At 33.0% G+C, this 20,001-nt stretch carries 17 protein-coding genes and 2 pseudogenes; 8 read left to right on the top strand and 11 right to left on the bottom strand.

Annotation, left to right across the window (positions count from 1 at the left end; all coding sequences use genetic code 11):
- Positions 1-7: 7 nt before the first annotated feature.
- Positions 8-2,071 carry a M3 family metallopeptidase gene (locus P5P87_RS13190; protein WP_278019587.1) on the top strand — a complete coding sequence of 688 codons (2,064 nt, stop codon included), beginning with the start codon at positions 8-10 and terminating at the stop codon, positions 2,069-2,071.
- Positions 2,072-2,135: 64 nt separating this feature from the next.
- On the opposite strand, the pseudogene tsf reads toward P5P87_RS13190, so the two are convergent.
- The 6 genes and pseudogenes from tsf to P5P87_RS13160 form a co-directional block, all read right to left on the bottom strand.
- Positions 2,136-3,100, bottom strand: a pseudogene (gene tsf / locus P5P87_RS13185) (translation elongation factor Ts).
- A gap of 138 nt (positions 3,101-3,238) precedes the next feature.
- Complete coding sequence (rpsB, locus tag P5P87_RS13180; protein ID WP_278019586.1) at positions 3,239-4,009, bottom strand: 30S ribosomal protein S2; 771 nt, start codon at positions 4,007-4,009, stop codon at positions 3,239-3,241.
- A 176-nt stretch (positions 4,010-4,185) separates the two neighbouring features.
- Positions 4,186-4,572 (bottom strand): 30S ribosomal protein S9, encoded by a 387-nt coding sequence (rpsI, locus tag P5P87_RS13175; RefSeq protein ID WP_035645327.1) that lies wholly within the window; start codon positions 4,570-4,572, stop codon positions 4,186-4,188.
- The gene (gene rplM, locus P5P87_RS13170) at positions 4,572-5,027 is read right to left on the bottom strand and encodes a 50S ribosomal protein L13 (RefSeq protein WP_095927953.1); all 456 of its coding nucleotides are present in this window, start codon (positions 5,025-5,027) and stop codon (positions 4,572-4,574) included. Before rplM ends, rpsI begins: the two co-directional genes overlap by 1 nt.
- Before the next feature lie 191 nt (positions 5,028-5,218).
- The gene (locus tag P5P87_RS13165) at positions 5,219-6,031 is read right to left on the bottom strand and encodes a ferritin-like domain-containing protein (RefSeq protein ID WP_278019585.1); all 813 of its coding nucleotides are present in this window, start codon (positions 6,029-6,031) and stop codon (positions 5,219-5,221) included.
- A gap of 25 nt (positions 6,032-6,056) precedes the next feature.
- The gene (locus tag P5P87_RS13160; protein ID WP_278019584.1) at positions 6,057-6,803 is read right to left on the bottom strand and encodes a ferritin-like domain-containing protein; all 747 of its coding nucleotides are present in this window, start codon (positions 6,801-6,803) and stop codon (positions 6,057-6,059) included.
- 208 nt (positions 6,804-7,011) lie between these two features.
- Between P5P87_RS13160 and P5P87_RS13155 the strand changes: the two genes are divergently transcribed.
- On the top strand, positions 7,012-8,037 hold the full coding sequence (locus tag P5P87_RS13155; RefSeq protein WP_198854522.1) for a LacI family DNA-binding transcriptional regulator: 1,026 nt from the start codon (positions 7,012-7,014) through the stop codon (positions 8,035-8,037).
- 37 nt (positions 8,038-8,074) lie between these two features.
- Here P5P87_RS13155 and P5P87_RS13150 read toward each other — a convergent pair whose 3' ends face one another.
- The 4 genes from P5P87_RS13150 to P5P87_RS13140 all read right to left on the bottom strand — a co-directional run bounded on the left by P5P87_RS13150 (position 8,075) and on the right by P5P87_RS13140 (position 10,738).
- A complete protein-coding gene (locus P5P87_RS13150) occupies positions 8,075-9,187 on the bottom strand; it encodes a hypothetical protein (protein ID WP_278019583.1) in 1,113 nt (370 codons plus the stop codon).
- Between the two features lie 81 nt (positions 9,188-9,268).
- Positions 9,269-9,397, bottom strand: coding sequence for a hypothetical protein (locus P5P87_RS26140; RefSeq protein ID WP_422854072.1), 129 nt, complete (start codon positions 9,395-9,397; stop codon positions 9,269-9,271).
- Entirely contained in the window at positions 9,394-9,996 is a 603-nt protein-coding gene (locus tag P5P87_RS13145) for a LytR/AlgR family response regulator transcription factor (RefSeq protein WP_278019582.1), read from the bottom strand. Before P5P87_RS13145 ends, P5P87_RS26140 begins: the two co-directional genes overlap by 4 nt.
- Positions 9,983-10,738: a sensor histidine kinase gene (locus P5P87_RS13140; protein ID WP_278019581.1), complete on the bottom strand. Its 756-nt coding sequence runs from the start codon at positions 10,736-10,738 to the stop codon at positions 9,983-9,985. The genes P5P87_RS13145 and P5P87_RS13140 overlap by 14 nt, the downstream gene beginning before the upstream one ends.
- 522 nt (positions 10,739-11,260) lie before the next feature.
- Between P5P87_RS13140 and P5P87_RS13135 the strand changes: the two genes are divergently transcribed.
- The gene (locus tag P5P87_RS13135) at positions 11,261-13,114 is read left to right on the top strand and encodes an alpha-amylase family glycosyl hydrolase (protein ID WP_278019580.1); all 1,854 of its coding nucleotides are present in this window, start codon (positions 11,261-11,263) and stop codon (positions 13,112-13,114) included.
- Positions 13,115-13,187: 73 nt separating this feature from the next.
- Positions 13,188-14,264 carry a hypothetical protein gene (locus P5P87_RS13130; RefSeq protein WP_278019579.1) on the top strand — a complete coding sequence of 359 codons (1,077 nt, stop codon included), beginning with the start codon at positions 13,188-13,190 and terminating at the stop codon, positions 14,262-14,264.
- An 82-nt stretch (positions 14,265-14,346) separates the two neighbouring features.
- On the opposite strand, the pseudogene polA reads toward P5P87_RS13130, so the two are convergent.
- Positions 14,347-17,191, bottom strand: a pseudogene (gene polA / locus P5P87_RS13125) (DNA polymerase I).
- A gap of 313 nt (positions 17,192-17,504) precedes the next feature.
- Here polA and P5P87_RS13120 point away from each other — a divergent pair.
- The 4 genes from P5P87_RS13120 to P5P87_RS13105 all read left to right on the top strand — a co-directional run bounded on the left by P5P87_RS13120 (position 17,505) and on the right by P5P87_RS13105 (position 19,915).
- Entirely contained in the window at positions 17,505-17,714 is a 210-nt protein-coding gene (locus tag P5P87_RS13120; protein WP_198854515.1) for a hypothetical protein, read from the top strand.
- Positions 17,715-17,900: 186 nt separating this feature from the next.
- On the top strand, positions 17,901-18,275 hold the full coding sequence (locus tag P5P87_RS13115; RefSeq protein WP_278019578.1) for a response regulator: 375 nt from the start codon (positions 17,901-17,903) through the stop codon (positions 18,273-18,275).
- Positions 18,276-18,321: 46 nt separating this feature from the next.
- Positions 18,322-18,576: a helix-turn-helix domain-containing protein gene (locus P5P87_RS13110; RefSeq protein ID WP_278019577.1), complete on the top strand. Its 255-nt coding sequence runs from the start codon at positions 18,322-18,324 to the stop codon at positions 18,574-18,576.
- 10 nt (positions 18,577-18,586) lie between these two features.
- Positions 18,587-19,915 (top strand): sensor histidine kinase, encoded by a 1,329-nt coding sequence (locus P5P87_RS13105; protein ID WP_278019576.1) that lies wholly within the window; start codon positions 18,587-18,589, stop codon positions 19,913-19,915.
- The last annotated feature ends 86 nt before the right edge of the window (positions 19,916-20,001 follow it).

Genomic DNA, 20,001 nt, shown 5'->3' with positions numbered 1-20,001 from the left:
TTTGTTTATGAAAACACCAGAAGAATTAGATAATTCGTTGTTAAGAGATTGGTCAGGGCCTTATGGAGGCGTTCCAGATTTTACAGCTTATAAAGTTTCGGATTTTAGGCCAGCAATAGAATTTGCTATAAAAGAAAAATTAGAAGAAATTGATGCCATCACAAATAATCCAGAGAAACCAACATTTGAAAATACAATCAAGGCTTTAGAGCTTTCTGGTGATAAATTAGATCGAATTCATGCAGTTTACGGCATTTATAGATCTAATCTGAGTACTCCTGAATTTAATATTGTTGACACTGAAATGTCGCCGAAATTGGCTGAGATTAGTGATAGATTGTATCAAAATGAGAAATTGTTTTCTAGAATTGAAGCCCTATACAAATCTGATGGAAAACAGAATTTAACTAAAGAACAGCAGCGTTTACTTTGGTTATATTATACCGATTTTGTTAGAGAAGGAGCAGAGTTGAACCAACAAGACAAAGATAAAGTTGCTAAAATAAATCAGGAATTGGCAGGACTTTTTACTGCTTTTAGTCAAAAATTACTAGCAGAAGAAAATGATCAGTATATAGAATTAAAAACAGAACTTGATTTTGATGGTTTGCCTGAAGAAGTTAAAAATGCCGCTATCGCTGAAGCTAAAGAAAGAAATCTAAATGTTTTAGGATGCATTGGAAATACAAGATCTTCAATCGAACCGTTTCTTACGTTTTCCAACAAAAGAAGTTTGAGAGAACAAGCTTTTGATGTTTTTGTAAAGAGAGGCGATAATAAAAACGAAAATGACACTAATGAAATACTTGTTTCTATTTTGAAATTGAGGGCTGAAAAAGCTAAGATTTTAGGTTTTGCTAATTTTGCTGAATGGAGTTTGTCTAATAAAATGGCCAAAGATCCGCAGAAGACACTCGATTTAATGAATTCGGTATGGAAACCCGCTGTAGACAAAGTAAAAAATGATGTTTCTGCGATGCAGGAAATGGTAGATAATGATGGGGATAATTTTAAAATTCAGCCTTGGGATTATCGCTATTATGCTGAGAAAGTACGAAAAGCTAAATATGATCTAGATCAGAATGAAATTAAGCAATATTTGCAGTTAGAAAATTTGCGAGAAGGAATGTTTTGGACTGCGGGCGAATTATTCGATTTAGGTTTCAAGCAATTATTTGATGTCCCCGTTTATCATTCTGATGTTCGTGTTTGGGAAGTGAATAATAAAAATACTAGAGAACCAATTGGATTATGGTATTTTGACCCGTATGCGCGAGTTGGTAAGCGTTCAGGCGCATGGATGAATTCGCATAGAGATCAGCAGAAGATAAAAGGAAATGTGCTTCCTATTGTGTCAAATAATTGCAATTTTATTAAAGGAAATAGTGATGAACCTGTTTTAATTTCATGGGATGATGCAACAACTTTGTTTCATGAATTTGGGCATGCTTTACATGGGCTGTGTTCAAATGTCACTTATCCAAGTCTTTCGGGAACTTCGGTTGCAAGAGATTATGTAGAGTTTCCGTCGCAGTTATTAGAACATTGGTTGGCAACTCCAGAGGTTTTAAACAAGTTCGCGCTTCATTATAAAACAAACGAGCCTTTGTCTCAATCGCTGGTAGAGAGAATCGGAAAAGTCGCTAATTTTAATGAAGGTTTTGCAACAGTAGAAACGATTTCAAGTTCATTTGTCGATATGAAATTGCATTTGACAACCGAAATAATTGATCCGCATGCGTTTGAAAAGAAAGTTTTGAATGAAATTAATATGCCGTCAGAAATTGTAATGAGGCACAGAATTCCGCAGTTTGCTCATATTTTTTCGAGCGATGGGTATGCAGCGGGATATTACAGTTATTTATGGGCAGATGTAATAAATGCAGATGCTTATGAAGCTTTTTTAGAAGCTGGAGGGCCATTTGATAAGAAGATTTCTGAACGTCTTTATAAAACAGTTTTGAGTGTTGGAAATACGATTGATAATGAAGAAATGTACAAGAATTTCAGAGGACATGCTCCACAATCAGATGCGTTGATGCGAGCTAGAAACTTTCCAATTGAAAGCTAAAATGAAATAAAAAAAGCCCGAATAACTAAATATTCGGGCTTTTTAATATTGAAAAAATAATATATTAACCTAAAGTAACTCTTTTGAAACCTGTAATTTCAACATTGAATCCTTTAACGTAATCACCTACTTTTTTACTGTCATCTTTGATGAAGTTTTGATCTAATAAAGCTTTCTCTTGATCTAAAGTAGTGTTATCAGAAATGAAACGTTGAACTTTTCCTGGAAGAATTTTATCCCAGATTTGCTCTGGTTTTCCTTCAGCTTTTAATTCAGCTTTAGCATCTTCTTCAGCTTGTTTGATAACTTCAGGAGTTAATTGAGAGAAAGAGATGTATTTAGGAACATTTTTCAAAGTTTTTCCTAAACGAGCAGCCTCTTCATTGTCTTTTTCGATTACAGCAATACGAGCAGCAAGTTCAGATTCAACGAAAGCAGGATCAAAATCTTTGTAAGATAATGTATCAGCTCCCATAGAAGCAACTTGCATAGAAACGTCTTTTGTTAAAGTCTCAGCATTAGCGATCGGAGCAGAAATTGCAGTTAAAGCAGCTGATTTTGTTAACGTGAACATAAGATCCAACGAAAGCACCTTCTAAAATTTCGAAACCACCGATTTCGATTTTCTCACCAATAACTCCAGTTTGCTCGATTAATTTTTCAGCAACAGTGATTCCGTTGAAATCAGAAGCTAAAAATTCTTCTTTAGAAGAGAAGTTGATAGCTCTTTCAACTAAATCTTTAGCTAAAGTAACGAAAGCCTCATTTTTACCTACGAAGTCAGTTTCGCAGTTTAAAGTAAGGATAGCTCCTTTAGTGTTGTCAGCATTGATAAAAGAAACAGCAGCTCCTTCAGAAGACTCACGGTCAGAACGGTTAGCAAGCAACTTTTTGTCCTTTTTCTCTAAGGATTTGTATAGCTTTATCGAAATCTCCATCAGCTTCAACTAAAGCTTTTTTACAGTCCATCATTCCGGCACCTGTAGATTGTCTTAATTTATTTACGTCTGCAGCAGTAATTGTTGCCATAATATTTTGAATTTTAATGTTAAAAGTAAAAATTCCATCTTCTAAATCCCAAACTCCAATTTTATTAAATTATCAACATAACGTTTTTAATTTTGTATTTGGAATTTGGAATTTAAAATTTGGAATTTAAAATTTGATTTATTCTTCAGTTTCAGTTGCAGGAGCAGCTTCAGCCTCAGCAGCAGGAGCTTCTTCAGCAGCTTCAACTTCTTTCTCAGCACCTCTGTCTGAAAGACCTTCGATTACTGCAGTAGTCACTAAAGATAAAATTTTGTCAATTGATTTAGAAGCATCATCATTTGCAGGAATTACGTAATCAACCTCTCTTGGGTCAGAATTCGTATCAACCATTGCGAAAACTGGAATGTTTAATTTTTGAGCTTCTTTTATTGCGATGTGTTCAGCTTTGATATCTACTACGAACAATGCTGCAGGCAGTCTAGACATATCAGCAATTGAACCTAAGTTTTTCTCCAATTTAGCACGTAGACGATCAACTTGCAAACGCTCTTTTTTAGATAGAGTGTTGAATGTACCATCTTTCTTCATTTTATCGATAGAAGACATTTTTTTAACTGCCTTTCTGATAGTTACGAAGTTAGTTAACATTCCACCTGGCCATCTTTCAGTGATGTAAGGCATGTTTGCGACTTTTGCTTTATCAGCAACGATGTCTTTAGCTTGTTTTTTGGTAGCTACGAATAAGATTTTTCTACCTGATGCGCCGATTTTTTTCAAAGCTTCGTTAGCTTCTTCAATTTTAGTCGCAGTTTTATATAGATTGATAATGTGAATACCATTACGCTCCATATAAATGTAAGGAGCCATATTTGGATCCCATTTTCTAGTCATGTGTCCGAAGTGAACACCTGCTTCTAGTAATTCTTTTACTTCTATTTTGTTTGCCATTTTTGTACTAGTTTACGTTCTGTTGATTAGCAATGTATAAATGGCGATTTCTCTGGCTTTATACATTTAGATGCTAAACTATATCCTACCTCGATAGGAGAGCAACAATAACTGTGTTTTTTAATTTCAATAAATAATTGATAATGTCTTGTTTCATTTGAACAAGACAGCTAATATTAACGTTTAGAGAATTGGAATCTCTTACGAGCTTTCTTCTGACCGAATTTCTTACGTTCAACCATTCTTGGGTCTCTTGTTAATAAACCTTCTGGTTTAAGGATTCCTCTGTTTTCAGCGTTAACTTCACACATTACGCGTGCTAATGCCATTCTTACAGCTTCTGCTTGACCAGTTGTACCACCTCCGTAAACGTTTACTTTTACGTCAAAGTTACCAGCGTTTTCTGTCATAGAAAGCGGTTGTAAAACTTTGTACTGTAAAGTTGCAGTTGGAAAGTAAGTTGCGAATTCTTTTTTGTTTACAGTGATGTTTCCAGTTCCTTCAGAAACGTAAACACGTGCAACAGCGGTTTTTCTTCTACCGATTTTGTGAATAACTCCCATTACTTAAGATCATTTAGGTTAACAGTTCTAGGTTTTTGAGCTCCGTGAGTGTGCTCAGATCCTACAACAACATTTAGATTTCTAAAAAGTTCAGCTCCTAATTTGTTTTTAGGTAACATACCTTTTACAGCTTTTTCTACTAATAATGCAGGGTTTTTAGCTTGCAATACTTTAGCAGTTAAAGTTCTTTGTCCTCCTGGGTAACCTGTATGACGCATGTAAATTTTGTCATTCAATTTTGTACCTGTAAGGTTAATTTTTTCTGAGTTGATAACAATTACGTTATCTCCACAGTCAACGTGTGGTGTATAACTTGGTTTGTACTTACCTCTTAAGATCATTGCAACCTTTGAAGCAAGACGTCCTAAGTTATGACCTTCAGCGTCAACAACAATCCACTCTTTAGTTACAGTGGCTTTACTTGCTGAAACTGTTTTGTAGCTTAATGCGTCCATAATATTATTTTAATTAAACATTCCATCCCCAATAAAGGGGATGCAAAAGTACAATTAATTATTTTAAAACCAAATACCTGAAAGAATATTTTATCTGCTGAAAATCAGGGCTTCAGTTTTTTGATTATTTAGTGAATAAAAAAACCGTCTCCACAATAAAGTAAAGACGGTTAAATATTTTGAAAAAAAGATTATACAATAAATATGTTGGCAATATCAACCACTTGTTGGGTTGTAAGTGGCTCATCATAAGCTTCTGAGCCCGCTGCAGCTCCAAATGCTGTTGCTGTATTAAATCCTGCCTGCGTAGTTACGCCCTCGCCATCATATACAGCTTGCGTTGCAGCTGGCATTCCAGCACCTCGTTCGGCGTTTGATATCCATCCTTTTAAACCTCGTAATCTTCTAACTTCAGAAGCATGGCGTGCTTCAACAGAATGAATTTGTAATGCTGCAGTCAATAAATCTGGTGTTGTAATTAAATTTGTCGCTTGTCCTTTATAAGCTCTAACTCCAGTATCTTCAAAAGCTTGTGCCAAAGCTAAAAAGGTTGGATAATCATGAAAAGGGTCAAAAGCGCCTCCAACAGTGAAGTCAAAAGTAGGCTTTGGAACGAAGTTAGCACTGGCTGTGCCACCCAATCCAGCAATTAAAAATTTCACATGATCAGATTCGTGCGCAACTATTTGCTGAAATACTTTTAAATCGCGCCCGCCATTTTCAGAAGCTGGTATTACTCCAGAATCTAATGCCATAGCATAAAATTCGTTTTCAAGATATTCTAAGGTTAAAGCAAATTGTAAAGCTCCGATTGGAGTTGCAGGCGTTGCTGTAATGTCTTGTGCAAAAACTTTATTGGTTAGAGCTGATAATCCGAAAGGAATTGAGGCTAAAGCTAAATTTTTACCAATATTTCCAAAATGTGTAAAACTGTCTCTTCTTGAACCCGTACTATTCATTAAATTGTCATCAGTAAAGGATTCTATAAATTTTAAAATGTTCATAATTTCTAAGTTTTAGCGGTTAAGATTAAGGCAAATAATTAGCTGTAAATTTCGTAGTGATAAAACCAGCAAGAATCGGCAGAATTTTAGAAGGATCTTTGGCATCATCTAAACCTGTAGACATATTTACAATATCATCTCCGGCAAAATCTTTAGAATTCGGATTAATCAAACTTCTTATTGCTGAGGCATGTCTTGCTTCTACAGAAACAATTTTTCCAGCTAATAATAAGTAGTCCGCAGTTTTAATTAATTTTCCTGCTCCATTATAGGCGGCAACTCCTGTGTCTTCTAATGCTTTTGCAGTCGCCAAAACTTCGGTACGGCTATTAAAATTTAAGGAGCCATAATTAAAAGCCAGAGTTGGAAGTAATTGAGTACTCGGATTTGGAAGTAATGCGCTTAAAGTAGCTTTAAAAAAATCTCTATGAACTACTTCGTGGTGATATAAGTCTGTTAGTACTTCGCGTTCAACGCTGCTGAAGACAGAATTAAAACCACTTCCATTAACTACTTTAGTATAAAAGTCGGCTTCTAATTGTTCTAGAGCATACGCATAGGTTAGTACTCCAAAATCTCCAGAGCCTAAATCGAAAACACCATTTCTTATTCCTGGCAAAGAATTGTCTGGCATATCATTATCGTTGTCATTATCGCTGCAGCCAGCTAGAATTAAACCCGTGGTTGCCAGGGTTAATCCACTGAGCTTAAGAAAGCTCCTTCTACTATTCAATGAAGGATCTACTTCATGAATTTTAACTTCGTTTTTCATAATCAAGTTTTTTAATAGTTAACAACAGTTGGTCTCTAGTTATCTGGTATTTAATTATTAACGAAATTTTTGTAAGTACGGTTTTGAGAAATAGCTTTATTTAATTATTATTTCGAAAAGACTTATGTTTTTAAATACTAATAGCTTCTTTTTGTTTTATTTTCGGTAATTCTACTATATTTGTATTAATTACATAAAATTCAATAGGATGAAAGCTAAAGCAACTCTAAAACAAATTGCCAAGGAACTAGGTGTTTCTGTTTCGACTGTATCTAAAGCATTGAATGACAGTCCTGAAATTAGTGAACAAACGAAGGTTAAGATTAAGGAGTATGCCAAACTCAAAAATTATAAGCCGAATGTTATTGGTTTGAATCTTAAGAATCGTAAGACAAAAACGATTGGAGTAATTATTCCTAATATTTTAAATTCTTTCTTTGCGAAAGTTTTTAGTGGTATTGAGAAAGTTGCCGATAAAAAAGGATATAATGTAATTACCTGTATCTCTAATGAGTCTTTAGAAAAGGAAATTCATACGCTTGAAATGTTGAGTAACGGAACTATTGACGGATTTATCCTTTCGGTTTCTCAAGAAGCCCAAAAACTTCAAGATTACAATCATTTTTCTGAAATAATTAACGACGGAACGCCAATCGTAATGTTTGATCGTATTGCAGATGAAGTAGACTGCGATAAAGTTGTCGTAGATGATTTTGATTCGGCATTAAACTCAACACAGCATTTAATAAATTTAGGATGCAAAAACATTGCTTTAATTTCTTCTGTAGACAATTTAAGTGTTGGAAAATTAAGAGCTGACGGATACTTAAAAGCTTTAAAAGACAATAATATTCCAGTTAACGAAAAAATTATTCTTCGTACAGATTCTGAAGATGATATGAAAGCTAAAATTGATTCTATTTTTGATCATAAAATCGACGGAATTTTTGCTTTGGACGAAAATGATTCGGTTGCAGCTTTAAGAGTAAGTTTGAAAAAAGGCTACAGAGTTCCAGAAGATATTTCGATTATTGGTTTTGCTGATGGTATTTTGGCTTCAAGACGTTTATCGCCAAGTTTGACAACAGTAAGTCAGCATGGTGTTGAAATTGGAGAAGTTGCAGCAAAAAGATTAATTGAAAGATTGGAAGAACCTGAAGGAACAGTTTCTGAATATGAAACGATTGTCATTAAAACAAAATTAAAAGAAAGAGAATCTACTAGAAAAGTATAAAGAAAACCCATCAGCAAAAACTGATGGTTTTTTTATTTTATAATGAATATGGGAATTTAGGATTTTTGTACTTTCTTAATCTCTCAAAAGGAACTAAAAAAGATTCTTCGCAATTTCTGGTCGCTCTGTAGAAACTTGGAGTAAATTCTATTCCTTTTTCTGTATAATTCCAAGCTGCGTAACGCCAGTATTCTGCATTGGTGTAATCACAATAATCATCTTCATTTTTTGGTTTTTCAAAATGTTCCTGAGAATTAATTACATCAAGTAATTTCGGTGCAAAATAATCATTTCGATATTTTGAAAAAGCATCAAAATTGTTTTCACTGTCACCAGTCACACTTTTGTCAAAAGCTAGAATATCATCAATTCCATATTGTTTTCCGTTATTTAAATCGATTAGATAGCCACTGCTTCCGAAATCTGGATGAGCGCCTCCGCAATCCCAAAACATCGAAATTTGAAAACCTAATAAATCATGGTTCAGAAAGTTAATTGTTGAATTTCCTTCAATTCCTTTTCCTTGGCTGTATTCAAAACTAGATGTGCAATTAAGCTGTGCTAATGTATTTTCAATATGTATGCGTTCTAAAATGGGATTGATCAAAGCTTTGTTTTTCTCTGTGAAGTTATTTCCTAATCTAAAAAAATCAGAATTGCAATGTTTTTCAGAATACCAAACAAATTCTTTATTGTTATACAGTGTGGTTTTCTGTTTTTTGAATTCAAGGAATTTGTATTTCACTAGATTTAAACGTTCGTCATCAAATCTAATTTTTAGATTCGATTTGTAGTTGTCAAAATTTACAGGTTCAAGATGAACAGCCAATTGTTTCTCTTTGGCATCATACCAAAATCCGTCAAAATTATTACCCGATTTTTTCAGGTAAAACTTCTCGGTAATAACATCGCTAGGTTTAAAATAAAATGAGTAATTATTGTCTTTTAATTTTGCTTCGAGTTTAATGTCTTTTAGCGAATTCTTATAGAAATAAACTGCAGTTAGGTTAGTTTCATTGTCAGATTTATAAACCTGAAGCGTCATAAAGATTGTACTTTTGCCTAAAGTTCCTTCTAGATAATAAATCTTGTCCTGACAAAATGAAATTGTTGAATAAAGTAAAAAAAATAGAATATAAAGTTTTTTCATTTTTTGATTATAAGATTTAGTAAAGAAAGAAAATATTTACAATATGGAAAAATGTGTTTTTTAGTAAATATCCATTTCAAACTAGTTAGAATTAAACAACTGTAAAGAATTTATTGTTGCATTACTATATAGTCTTCCAATTGGCAGAATCTTGTTTTTAATAGTTACAGAGCGACTATTAAATTGAGAAACCTTTTTTAACGGAATCAAAAAGGAACGATGTATTCTGAAAAAAAACCTTCGGGTAATTTTTCAATCATTTCGGTAATAGACTGATGCGTTTTAAAAGAATCTTTTTCTGTATGAATAATTAAATAATTGCCTTGTGACTCAAAATAATCTATTTCGTTCAGATATATTTTTAATGTTTTTCTTTCGCACTTGACAAATATAAAAGGCTGTTCAATTTCAGCTTGTGCCAGCTTTTCAAACTGCTGATTCGTTTTTTGGATTTTACTATATTTTTGTATTGCTTTTGAAAATCGTTCCAAAGAGATGGGCTTTAATAAATAATCAATAGCTTCTAGGTCAAATCCTTCGACAGCATATTGTGAATTGGCAGTTGTAAAAATAATTCCGATATCTTTTGGCAGTGATTTAGCAAATTCAATCCCTGATTTGCCTGGCAGATTAATATCTAAAAAAAGCAAGTCTATATTGTTGGTTTTCAGATATCCCAAGGCATTATTGGTGCTCATGAATTTTCCTTTCAAATCCAAAAAATCAAATTTGGCAATATGCATTTCAAGCAATATAGATGCAGGAAGTTCATCTTCTATAATAATACAGCTTATTCTAGTTGGTGTCATTAATTTTAATTTTTAAAGAGACAAAAAAAGATTCAACTTCATTTTTGATATTTAAAATATGCTTTTGAGGATAAAGAAGTTCTAAACGCCTTTTAACATTAGAAATTCCAATACCGCTATATGGATTTTTAGTTTTTTTGTTTTCGAAAAAATCTTGTGGGAGACTATTCTCAATTTTAATTATTAGCCATTCTTCAGAAAATGTTATTGAAATTGTAATCCATGCTTTTAGACTGACATCATCCAGACAATATTTAAAACTGTTTTCTATAAAAGGAAGAATTAAGAAAGGCTCAATAACTTGATTTTCTGTAATTCCGTTTGTGCTGAAACTTAGTTCGAGTCTGTTATCAAATCTTAACTGCTGAAGTGAAATATAATTTTGTAGATATTCAATTTCTTTCTCCAAAGGAATATGTTTGGTATTTACCTCATAAACAGAATATCGGAGAAAATCTGAGATTTTAAGGACTATATCTGCAGAATCGTCAGATTTACTTAAAATTTTTGAATACAGACTATTGAGAACATTAAATAAAAAGTGGGGATGAAACTGATTTCGAAGAGAAAACAATTCGGCTTGGAGTTTTTCGGAAATAATCAGTCGCACTTTGTTTTTGGCTTCGGCAATGTAATAAACAAGTTTAATGATTAAAGGAACCGTGACAACAAATTGCAGTTTAATTACATTATATAAATATACAGGAGCAGAAAAAAGCGGTTCCGATTTCCACTCGGTCAAATAGAATGCAATAATGATATAATTGTCAATTAACCGCTGAAGGAATGCAAAGAAGAGGATCGAAATCAAATAAATAAAAATAAATAGCGTCTTTTTTTTCTGAAAAACAATTTTGGCATTGCTACTTCTACAATCAGTAGAACAAATATAATTTTAGGGAAAACACTATAACATTCATTATAAAAAGCCCTCCAAAAATCATTTGTTGGCAAACCTTGCACTAAGCTGAATAATAAAATATATCCCAACCAGTAGCTGATATAAAGTCTTATTTTTTGAAATGTATTTTCAGGATAAATAGCCAGTTCGTTCATTATCGAGTTTGTTTCTTTAATTGTAAAGCTAGTGGTTTTGCTTTAGAATTAAAATCGTAATGTGGTAGAAAACAGTTTTCTTGTTTAAATGACATAGTAGTTTTGTGTTGTTGTTTGCAACACAAAGCATGTTGTTTAAATAAGTGTCTTTTTGATGGTAGAAAAGCATAATATCTTTCGCTGACTAATATAATTTAAAAAAACTATTATGAAGAAAACCGCTTTAACTTTAATGTTGCTATTTTGTTTTTCTTGGGTAATAAATGCCAAGAATACTGAAGTTTACCCGACAAATTGGTGGGTAGGAATGAAAACTAATTCTATACAGTTATTAATTCGAAGTATTGATGATTCTTTCACAATAGATAAAGTAGGCATTAATTATCCCGGAATAACGATTAACAAAACATATTCTTTTCCAAATGCAAAATATATTGCTATTGATATAACTATTGCGCCAGAAACTGTTGCTGGTGATGTAATTATTGAATTGAATCAAAAGTCAGGAAAACAGAAAATCAAATGGCCTCTTTATAATCGAAAATCGGGTAATGGAACACAATATGCGCAAGGAGTTACTTCCAGTGATTTTATCGAATTAATTATGGTGGACCGTTTTAGTAATGGAGATATTACAAATGACAAAGTAAAAGGAATGAGAGACCAATCTCTTGACCGAAAAGAAATGTATGATCGCCATGGCGGAGATTTACAAGGTGTGATTAATAATCTGGACTATATTCAGGGGCTTGGAGTTACAGCATTGTGGTTTACTCCAGTTATGGAAAATGATATGGAGAAAAGAACAGAGCATGGTTACGCAATTACAAATCATTACAAAATTGATCAAAGATATGGTGGAGATGCGATGTATGAAAAATTGAGTAATCAGCTTCACTCAAGGGGAATGAAGCTTATTTTTGATGCTGTTTATAATCATATTGGATCATTTCATTTTCTAGAACTAGATCCTCCAGCAAATGATTGGGTTCATCGCTGGCCAGAATATACTCAAACCAATTATAGAGAAATCCCGCTTTTTGATCCTTATGGAACAAAATCAGATAAAAAGAAAATGAGCGATGGATGGTTTGATAAAATAATGCCAGACATTAATCAAGATAATCCGTTTATGGCCAATTTCATTATCCAAAATTGCATTTGGCATATTGAAAAGTTTGGTATTGATGGCGTGCGTCTTGATACTTATACTTATAATGATCTTAATTTTGCCAATCGCCGCAACAAAGCAATTATGGATGAGTTTCCTAAGATTTCCATTTTTGGCGAAATCATGGTGCACGGGGTAGCAAATCAGGCTTATTTTGAGGAAAATAATATAGATACACCGTTCAAAAGCAATTTGCCTTCAGTTGTAGATTTTCAGAGTTTGTATTACGGAATCATTCCGGCTTTGACAGAACCTTTTGGGTGGAAAGGCGGAGTTAATCAATTGTATTATACTTTGAGCAGTGATTTTTTGAGTAAAAATCCAATGCAGAAAGTATTGCTTTTGGACAATCATGACGAGGCTCGATTTTTTTCATTAATGGGAGAAAATGTAGAAAAGCAAAAAATGGGCTTTCAGTGGTTGCTAACTTGCAGAGGAATTCCACAGCTATATTATGGATCTGAAGTTTTGATGAAGGGATTTAAAAATCCAGATGGCTTACTAAGAGCTGATTTTCCAGGAGGATGGAAAGAAGATGAAAAAAATGCTTTTACAGGAAAAGGAATGACGGATGATGAAAAATCGACACAAGAGTTGGTTCGTAAACTGGCTAATTTTAGAAAAAATGCATCAGCAATAAAAACAGGAAAAATGATGCATTATACACCTGTTGAAGGCTTATATATTTACTTTAGATATGACGACAACCAAACAATAATGTGTGTGATGAATACAAGTAGTTCTGAAAAAGAAATTGACTTTCAAAAATATGATGAAAGAACTGCTGGTTTTACTTCTGCTAAAAATGTGATTACCGAAGAAAGTTTTTCAACTTCCAAAAAGACAATTATTCCATCAACAAAAATGTGGGTTTTAGAATTAAATAAATAAAAAGATGTTTAAAAAAAGTATAGTTTTTCTTTCGATTCTTTTTCCTCTCTGTATCTTTTGTCAGTCTGATGAAATGGAGAATTCAGTTCAATATTTGTCAAATAATTACAAAAGCCCTGAAGAATATATTGTTTCAAAGTTTGCAGAAAAAGATATAATCCTACTGGCCGAGGAACATCGAGTTAAAGAAAACCTCTTATTAGTAAAGAATTTGATTCCTGTTCTGTATAAAAACAACGTCTATAATTTGGGAATGGAATTTGGGGCAAGTGAGGATCAGATAAAATTAGATTCTTTAGTCTCTGCTCCTGAGTATAATGAAGATCTAGTTAGAAAATTAATGTTTAACTATAATTCAGGCTGGGTTTTTAAAGGATATACTGATTTGTACAAGGCTGCTTGGGAGTTAAATAAATCACTGCCTAAATCTGCAAAGAAATTCAGAATCTTAAATTTAAGTTACCGTTACGATTGGTCCTCGTTTTTAGGACAGCGAACTCCTGAGAAAATGAAAAAGGTATTTTATAGAGGAAATACAGAAACATTTCGATTTGGAATTACAGAGAAAGAAATTATTGCCAAGCAAGAGAAAATTTTGATTCTTACAGGAGATATCCATGCATTTACAAAATATAAATTTCCTGTGTATGATTTTCTGGGACAGGATTTTGTGAGGTTGGAGGATGGTTATTTTGGAAATCAGTTGTATGCAAAATATCCGCAGTTAGTATATTCTATTTTATTGCATAAACCTTTTGCTAATCGACCTGAAATTAGACCAAATTTGGTTTCGCCAGCAAATGGAAAAATAGAAATTATAATGCAAAAACTGCAAAATAAACCAATCGGATTCGATTTGATTAATACGCCTCTTGGAAAATTACGAGATGATAGTTACTATTCTCTCGGTCATAGCAATTTTACATTAGAAAATTTTTATGATGGTTATGTATTTCTAAAACCAATTAAAGAACTTTCTGGATGCGATATTGATCCAAATTTTTTAACGGCTAATAATTGGAATGAAGCACAAAAAAACATGGCAGATCCAGACTGGAGACCTCGGCCAAAGAACTTAAAAGATTATTGGAAACAAATTAAAGACTATGGAGATATTTCAAAAAAATATGCAGAGGCAGATAAATACTAGCCTGAAACTGTTATAAATTAAAAATCCGCTAAAAGCATTCACTTTTGGCGGATTTATTTTTTACCGAAATTTTACTGAAATATTAATGTGCCTCTAACCAATCTTTACCCATTCCGAGTTCAACTTCTAAAGGAACCGACATTTTAAAAGCATTTTCCATTTCGTGTTTAATCATTGGCTGGATTTTTTCGAGTTCGTTGTTGTGAACATCGAACACAAGTTCATCATGTACTTGCAGTAACATTTTAGATTTCCAGTTTTCGTCACGAAGTTTTTTATGAATATTGATCATTGCGATTTTAATCACATCGGCAGCGCTTCCTTGAATTGGGGCATTTACAGCATTTCGTTCTGCCGCACTTCTTACAACAGCATTAGCAGAATTAATATCTTTTAAATATCTGCGACGGCCTAAAATAGTTTGTACGTAACCTTTTTCGCGTGCAAATTCAATTTGTTCTGAAATATAAGATTTAAGACGAGGATATGTTTTATAATAAGCATCAATCAATGCAAGCACTTTCGCTTCTAGAAAGTGAAGTTTGGTTGCTCAAACCAAAAGCAGAAACACCATATATAATTCCAAAGTTTACTGTTTTTGCATTACTTCTTTGTTCGCGGGAAACTTCTTCTAAAGGAACATCAAAAACTTTTGCTCGCGGTTGCTTTGTGAATGTCTTCTCCATTTTGGAAAGCCGCAATCATATTTTCTTCACCACTCAAAGCAGCGATAATTCTTAATTCAATTTGCGAGTAATCGGCAGAGATTAAAGTGTAATTTTCATCGCGTGCCACAAAAGCTTTACGAATCTGACGGCCTCTTTCGGTACGAATCGGAATATTTTGCAAGTTCGGATTATTAGAGCTCAAACGTCCAGTTGCCGCAACAGTCTGCATATAATCGGTATGAACGCGTAACGTTTTTTTATCAACTTGTTCTGGTAAAGCCAAAATATAAGTGCTTTGCAGTTTTACCATCTGGCGCCAATCTAAAATCTGTTTTACAATTGGGTTGTCATTGGCCAAATAAGTCAAAACTTCTTCGCCAGTTGCATATTGTCCCGTTTTGGTTTTCTTTTGTTTTGCGCCGCCAATTTTTAGTTTATCAAACAAAATATCTCCTAATTGTTTTGGAGAAGCCAAGTTGAATTTTTCGCCAGCAGTTTCATATATTTTTTCTTCTAAAGCTTTGATTTCAACTTCCATTTCAGAAGACATTGCTTTTAAGAAATCTACATCCAAACGAATTCCTTCAGTTTCCATGTCTGCCAATACGCTTACTAACGGAATTTCGATTTCGTCAAATAACTTTTTAGTTTCTGTTTTGTCTAATTCGGTTGTGAATATTTCTTTTAATTGTAAAGTAATATCGGCATCTTCAGCAAGCATATTCTTTAATATCTTCCAAAGGAACATCGCGCATATTAAGCTGATTTTTTCCTTTTTTACCAATTAAACTTTCAATAGATTTTGGAGAATATTTCAAGTACGTTTCTGCCAAAATATCCATATTATGACGCATATCTGGATTAATTAGATAATGCGCAATCATCGTATCAAAAAGTTTTCCTTTTACGGTTACACCATAATTAGAAAGAATTTTTAGATCGTATTTTAAATTCTGTCCGATTTTCTCAATGTTTTCATTTTCAAAAAACGGAACAAATTTGTCTACTAAAGCTTTTGCTTCTTCATGGCTTTCTGGAAACGGCACATAAAATGCTTTTCCTTTTTCGTAAGAGAAAGACATTCCGACCAATTCTGCGTGCAAAGCATCGATTCCTGTGGTTTCAGTATCAAAACAAACCGAAGTCTGTTTTTGTAAATTCTGCAAAAGCATTTTAATGCCTAAATCGCCTTGAATGGTTTGGTAAAAATGCTCTGTGTTTTCTAAAGTACTATAAAACGAAGTTCTTTCGATTTCAGCGTTTTCTCCATTCGTATTTCCGCCTCCAAAAAGATCAAATTGGTCTTCATTTTTAGGCTGTGCTTTTTTGTATAATTTGGCATCAGGAGCTGGAGCAGCAGTTTGTGTACCATCAGTTTTAAATAAATTGTCAAACTGTTCTGCCATTCTTCTAAATTCTAATTCTTGAAAAATAGCATCAGTTTTTTCGATATCTGGGCGAGAAAGTTCGTAGTCTTCTTCATTAAAAGTAACATCACAATCGGTAATAATTGTCGCTAATTTTTTAGAAAGAATCCCTTTTTCTTTGTTAGCTTCGATGTTCTCTTTCATTTTGCCTTTTAGTAAATGCGTGTTTTCTAAAAGGTTTTCCATGGTTCCAAATTCTTTCAGGAACTTTTTTAGCTGTAACTTCACCAACACCTGGCAATCCAGGAATATTATCTACAGCGTCGCCCATCATTCCAAGGAAATCAATTACTTGTTCTGGTCTTTCGATTTCAAATTTTGCCAAAACCTCAGGAACACCCCATATTTCGATTCCGTTACCCATTCGGGCAGGTTTATACATAAAAATATTTTCAGAAACTAGTTGCGCAAAATCCTTATCAGGCGTTACCATGAAGACTTTGTAATTTTGTTTTTCTGCTTGTTTAGCGATTGTTCCAATTAAGTCATCGGCTTCACAGCCTTCGATTTCGATAATCGGAATATGCATGGCTTTTAATAATTCTTGAATATAAGGAACAGCAATTTTAATTGCTTCTGGTGTAGCATCACGATTGGCTTTGTATTCAACAAACATTTCTGTTCTTACATGGCTTCCGCCTTTATCGAAAGCAACGGCCAAGTGGTCTGGTTTTTCTCTTTTAATAACATCCAAAAGTGAGTTCATAAAACCCATAATTGCAGATGTATCCATTCCTTTTGAGTTGATTCTCGGGTTTTTTATGAAGGCATAATAACCACGAAAAATTAATGCGTAAGCATCTAGAAGAAAAAGGCGTTTTTGAGTTGACATATTAAAAATATTAGTCTGTAAAAATAAACAATTGGGTTTTAAAAAACGATTTGGTTTTCGAAAATTAATTTTTTAAACCATATAAGTCGTATAAGTTCATTTTAGTAGAAATGCAATACATTGCATCTTCTCAATGTTGTAAAGAATAGTAGGCAATTAAATGAATTTATGCAACTTATTAGCCAGAAAATAAGCAAAGAGTTAATATCAAGTTAAAATTTTTTATTCAGTGATTTCTTCATTTTGGCTTCATTTTCTGAGGGTAATTTTGATCTGTAAAATAAAAATTATTAATTCATAAATATTAGAAATCATGAGAAATTTATTAATGTTATTAGTAGCAGTTTTAGGAACAAGTGCAATGGTTCACGCATTTCCTGCAAAAGATGGAAAAGAAGCTCCGGCTAAAGAAGTAAAAGCAACTAAACATCCTAAACACAAATCTGATAAAAAAGCAAAATCAGCAAAAACTGAAGCTCCAAAAACAGAAGCTGCTAAGCCAGAACCTGCAAAAGCTAAATAAAAATTGCTCTCGTTTTGTTTTCGAAGCGTTGTAACGAAGGCAAAACAGGAATAATGATTATGAGAACGCGATTGAAGAAGCTGATGAAGAAATTTGTCAGCTTTTTTCGTTCGTTAATTTTTTTAATAATACACTACTCAATTTTTGATAATTGATTAATTTTAATTTCGCTTAAATAGTGGGCTTATGAATGTTTTAATTGTAGAAGATAATAAAGAACTTGCTGTAGAGGTCTACGATTTTTTATGCAACTCAGGATACATCTGTAAAATTGCCAATAATTGTGCCGAGGCTCTTGAAGAATTCGGTAGCAATGATTACGATGTTATGCTTTTGGATCTTGGACTGCCTGATGGAGATGGTTTTGAGGTTTTGCAGGCAATCAGAAAAACAAAATCAAAAATTGCGGTCATTGTACTTACTGCTCGCGGAGAATTGGATGATAGAATAAACGGACTTCATCTTGGAGCTGATGATTATTTGACAAAGCCTTTTGCTCTGACAGAATTGGCGAGCAAGAATATTTGCAGTAGTTCGCAGAATTCATGGATTTACTCTTAATAATTTAAGCATTCATGGTTTTTTATTGCAACTTCAGGATTATAGAGTGAGTTTTAACGACCAGCTAATTAATCTGACTAAAAAAGAATTTGATATTTTTCAGTATTTGGTTCTAAACAAAAACCGTGTTATTACACGATTGCAATTAACAGAGCATATTTGGGGCGATATTTTGGAGGTTAACTCAGACTCTAATTTTATAGATGTGCACGTTCGTAATCTCCGAAAAAAATTGGATAAACACACTTCTATTGATTGGTTCGAAACTGTTCGAAATGTAGGTTATCGTATAAACGAATAAATCGATTCTTGTGAAAATAAAACACCAATTAGCTATTTTTAACGCATTGAGCAGATTGCTGGTCATTTTGATTTTATGGCTGATGCTTCCTATTTTAGTAAAAAATGTAGTGTATCATCATATTAATAATACGCTAGTTGAAAAGAAGAAAAAATTTATTCAGCACTTAAATAAAGAAGAGATCAATGAGTTTATTGAAAACCCAGAGGATTCAACCGATACTTTCTCCGAGTTTTCGACGCTTCATAGTGAGTTTTTGGTGCTATCCCGAGTTTCGATAAAACCACATCAGAAAAAAACAACTTTCAGTAATGAATACCGAAAAATAGAAGGAGAGGAAAGTGAGTATAGAATCTTGCAAGATCATTTTACATATGATGGCGAAGATTATCAGCTTGAAATAGGAAGCAGTTTGAGCGAGGTTAACGATTTAACTTTTGTAATCAAGCTTTTTATTATAATTGTTTTTGTGATAATTCTATTTATTACTTTTTTGGCAGATACTTTTTACATCGAATATCTTTTAAAGCCATTTTATAAAATTATTGATACCAAAATCAGGCGTGTAAACGAACCGGAAACATTTGACCATACTCCAATAAAAGCAACTTCAAGAGATTTTAGAGAATTGGATTTTGTTTTAAACCAAATGATGGATCGAATTACTGAAGTTTTTAAAAAGGAAAAACAATTTATTTCGAACGTTTCGCATGAACTTCTTACGCCAATTGCACTGCTTAAAAACAAACTTGAAAATTTGTTGCAGAATCAATCTTTAGACGATAATGCAGTTGATAAAATTGCAGGTTCGTTGAAAACATTAGATATGCTGAAAAAAATCATTAATAATCTCCTGCTGATTTCGAGAATAGATAATAATCAATATATAGCAGATGAAGAAATCAATCTCAGAGAAATTGTTTCTGATTTGCAGGAAGATCTTCAAGATCGAATTGAGGATAAAGATATTCAGTTCATGAACGAAATAGAAAACGATTTTGTTTTTACAGGAAATAAAACCTTGGTTCATATTCTTATATATAATCTCGTAACTAATGCCATCAAATATAATAAGCCTAAAGGAGGAATAATTATAGAGGACGGTTTTGCCGATGAACATTACTTTATCTCGGTAAAAGATTCTGGAATAGGAATGGATGAATCGCGACTTGAAAAAATATTCAGCCGTTTTGCCAGAATCAGTTCAGATCAGGAAGGGCAGGGGTTAGGGCTTGCAATTGCACAGAGTATTGCTACTTTTCATCATATTCAAATCAAAGTAAAATCGGTTTTAAACCAAGGAACTACTTTTACATTGTTGTTCGAAAAAGCCAAATAAAAGTTAAAATTTATTGTAAGAGTTTATCTTCATTTTGTCTTCATTTTACGATTATATCTTTGGCTTATAAATAATGAATTAACAAT

Source organism: Flavobacterium ginsengisoli (genome assembly GCF_029625315.1).
Lineage (GTDB): Bacteria > Bacteroidota > Bacteroidia > Flavobacteriales > Flavobacteriaceae > Flavobacterium > Flavobacterium ginsengisoli.
This window is presented reverse-complemented; position numbering and strand designations above follow the sequence as displayed.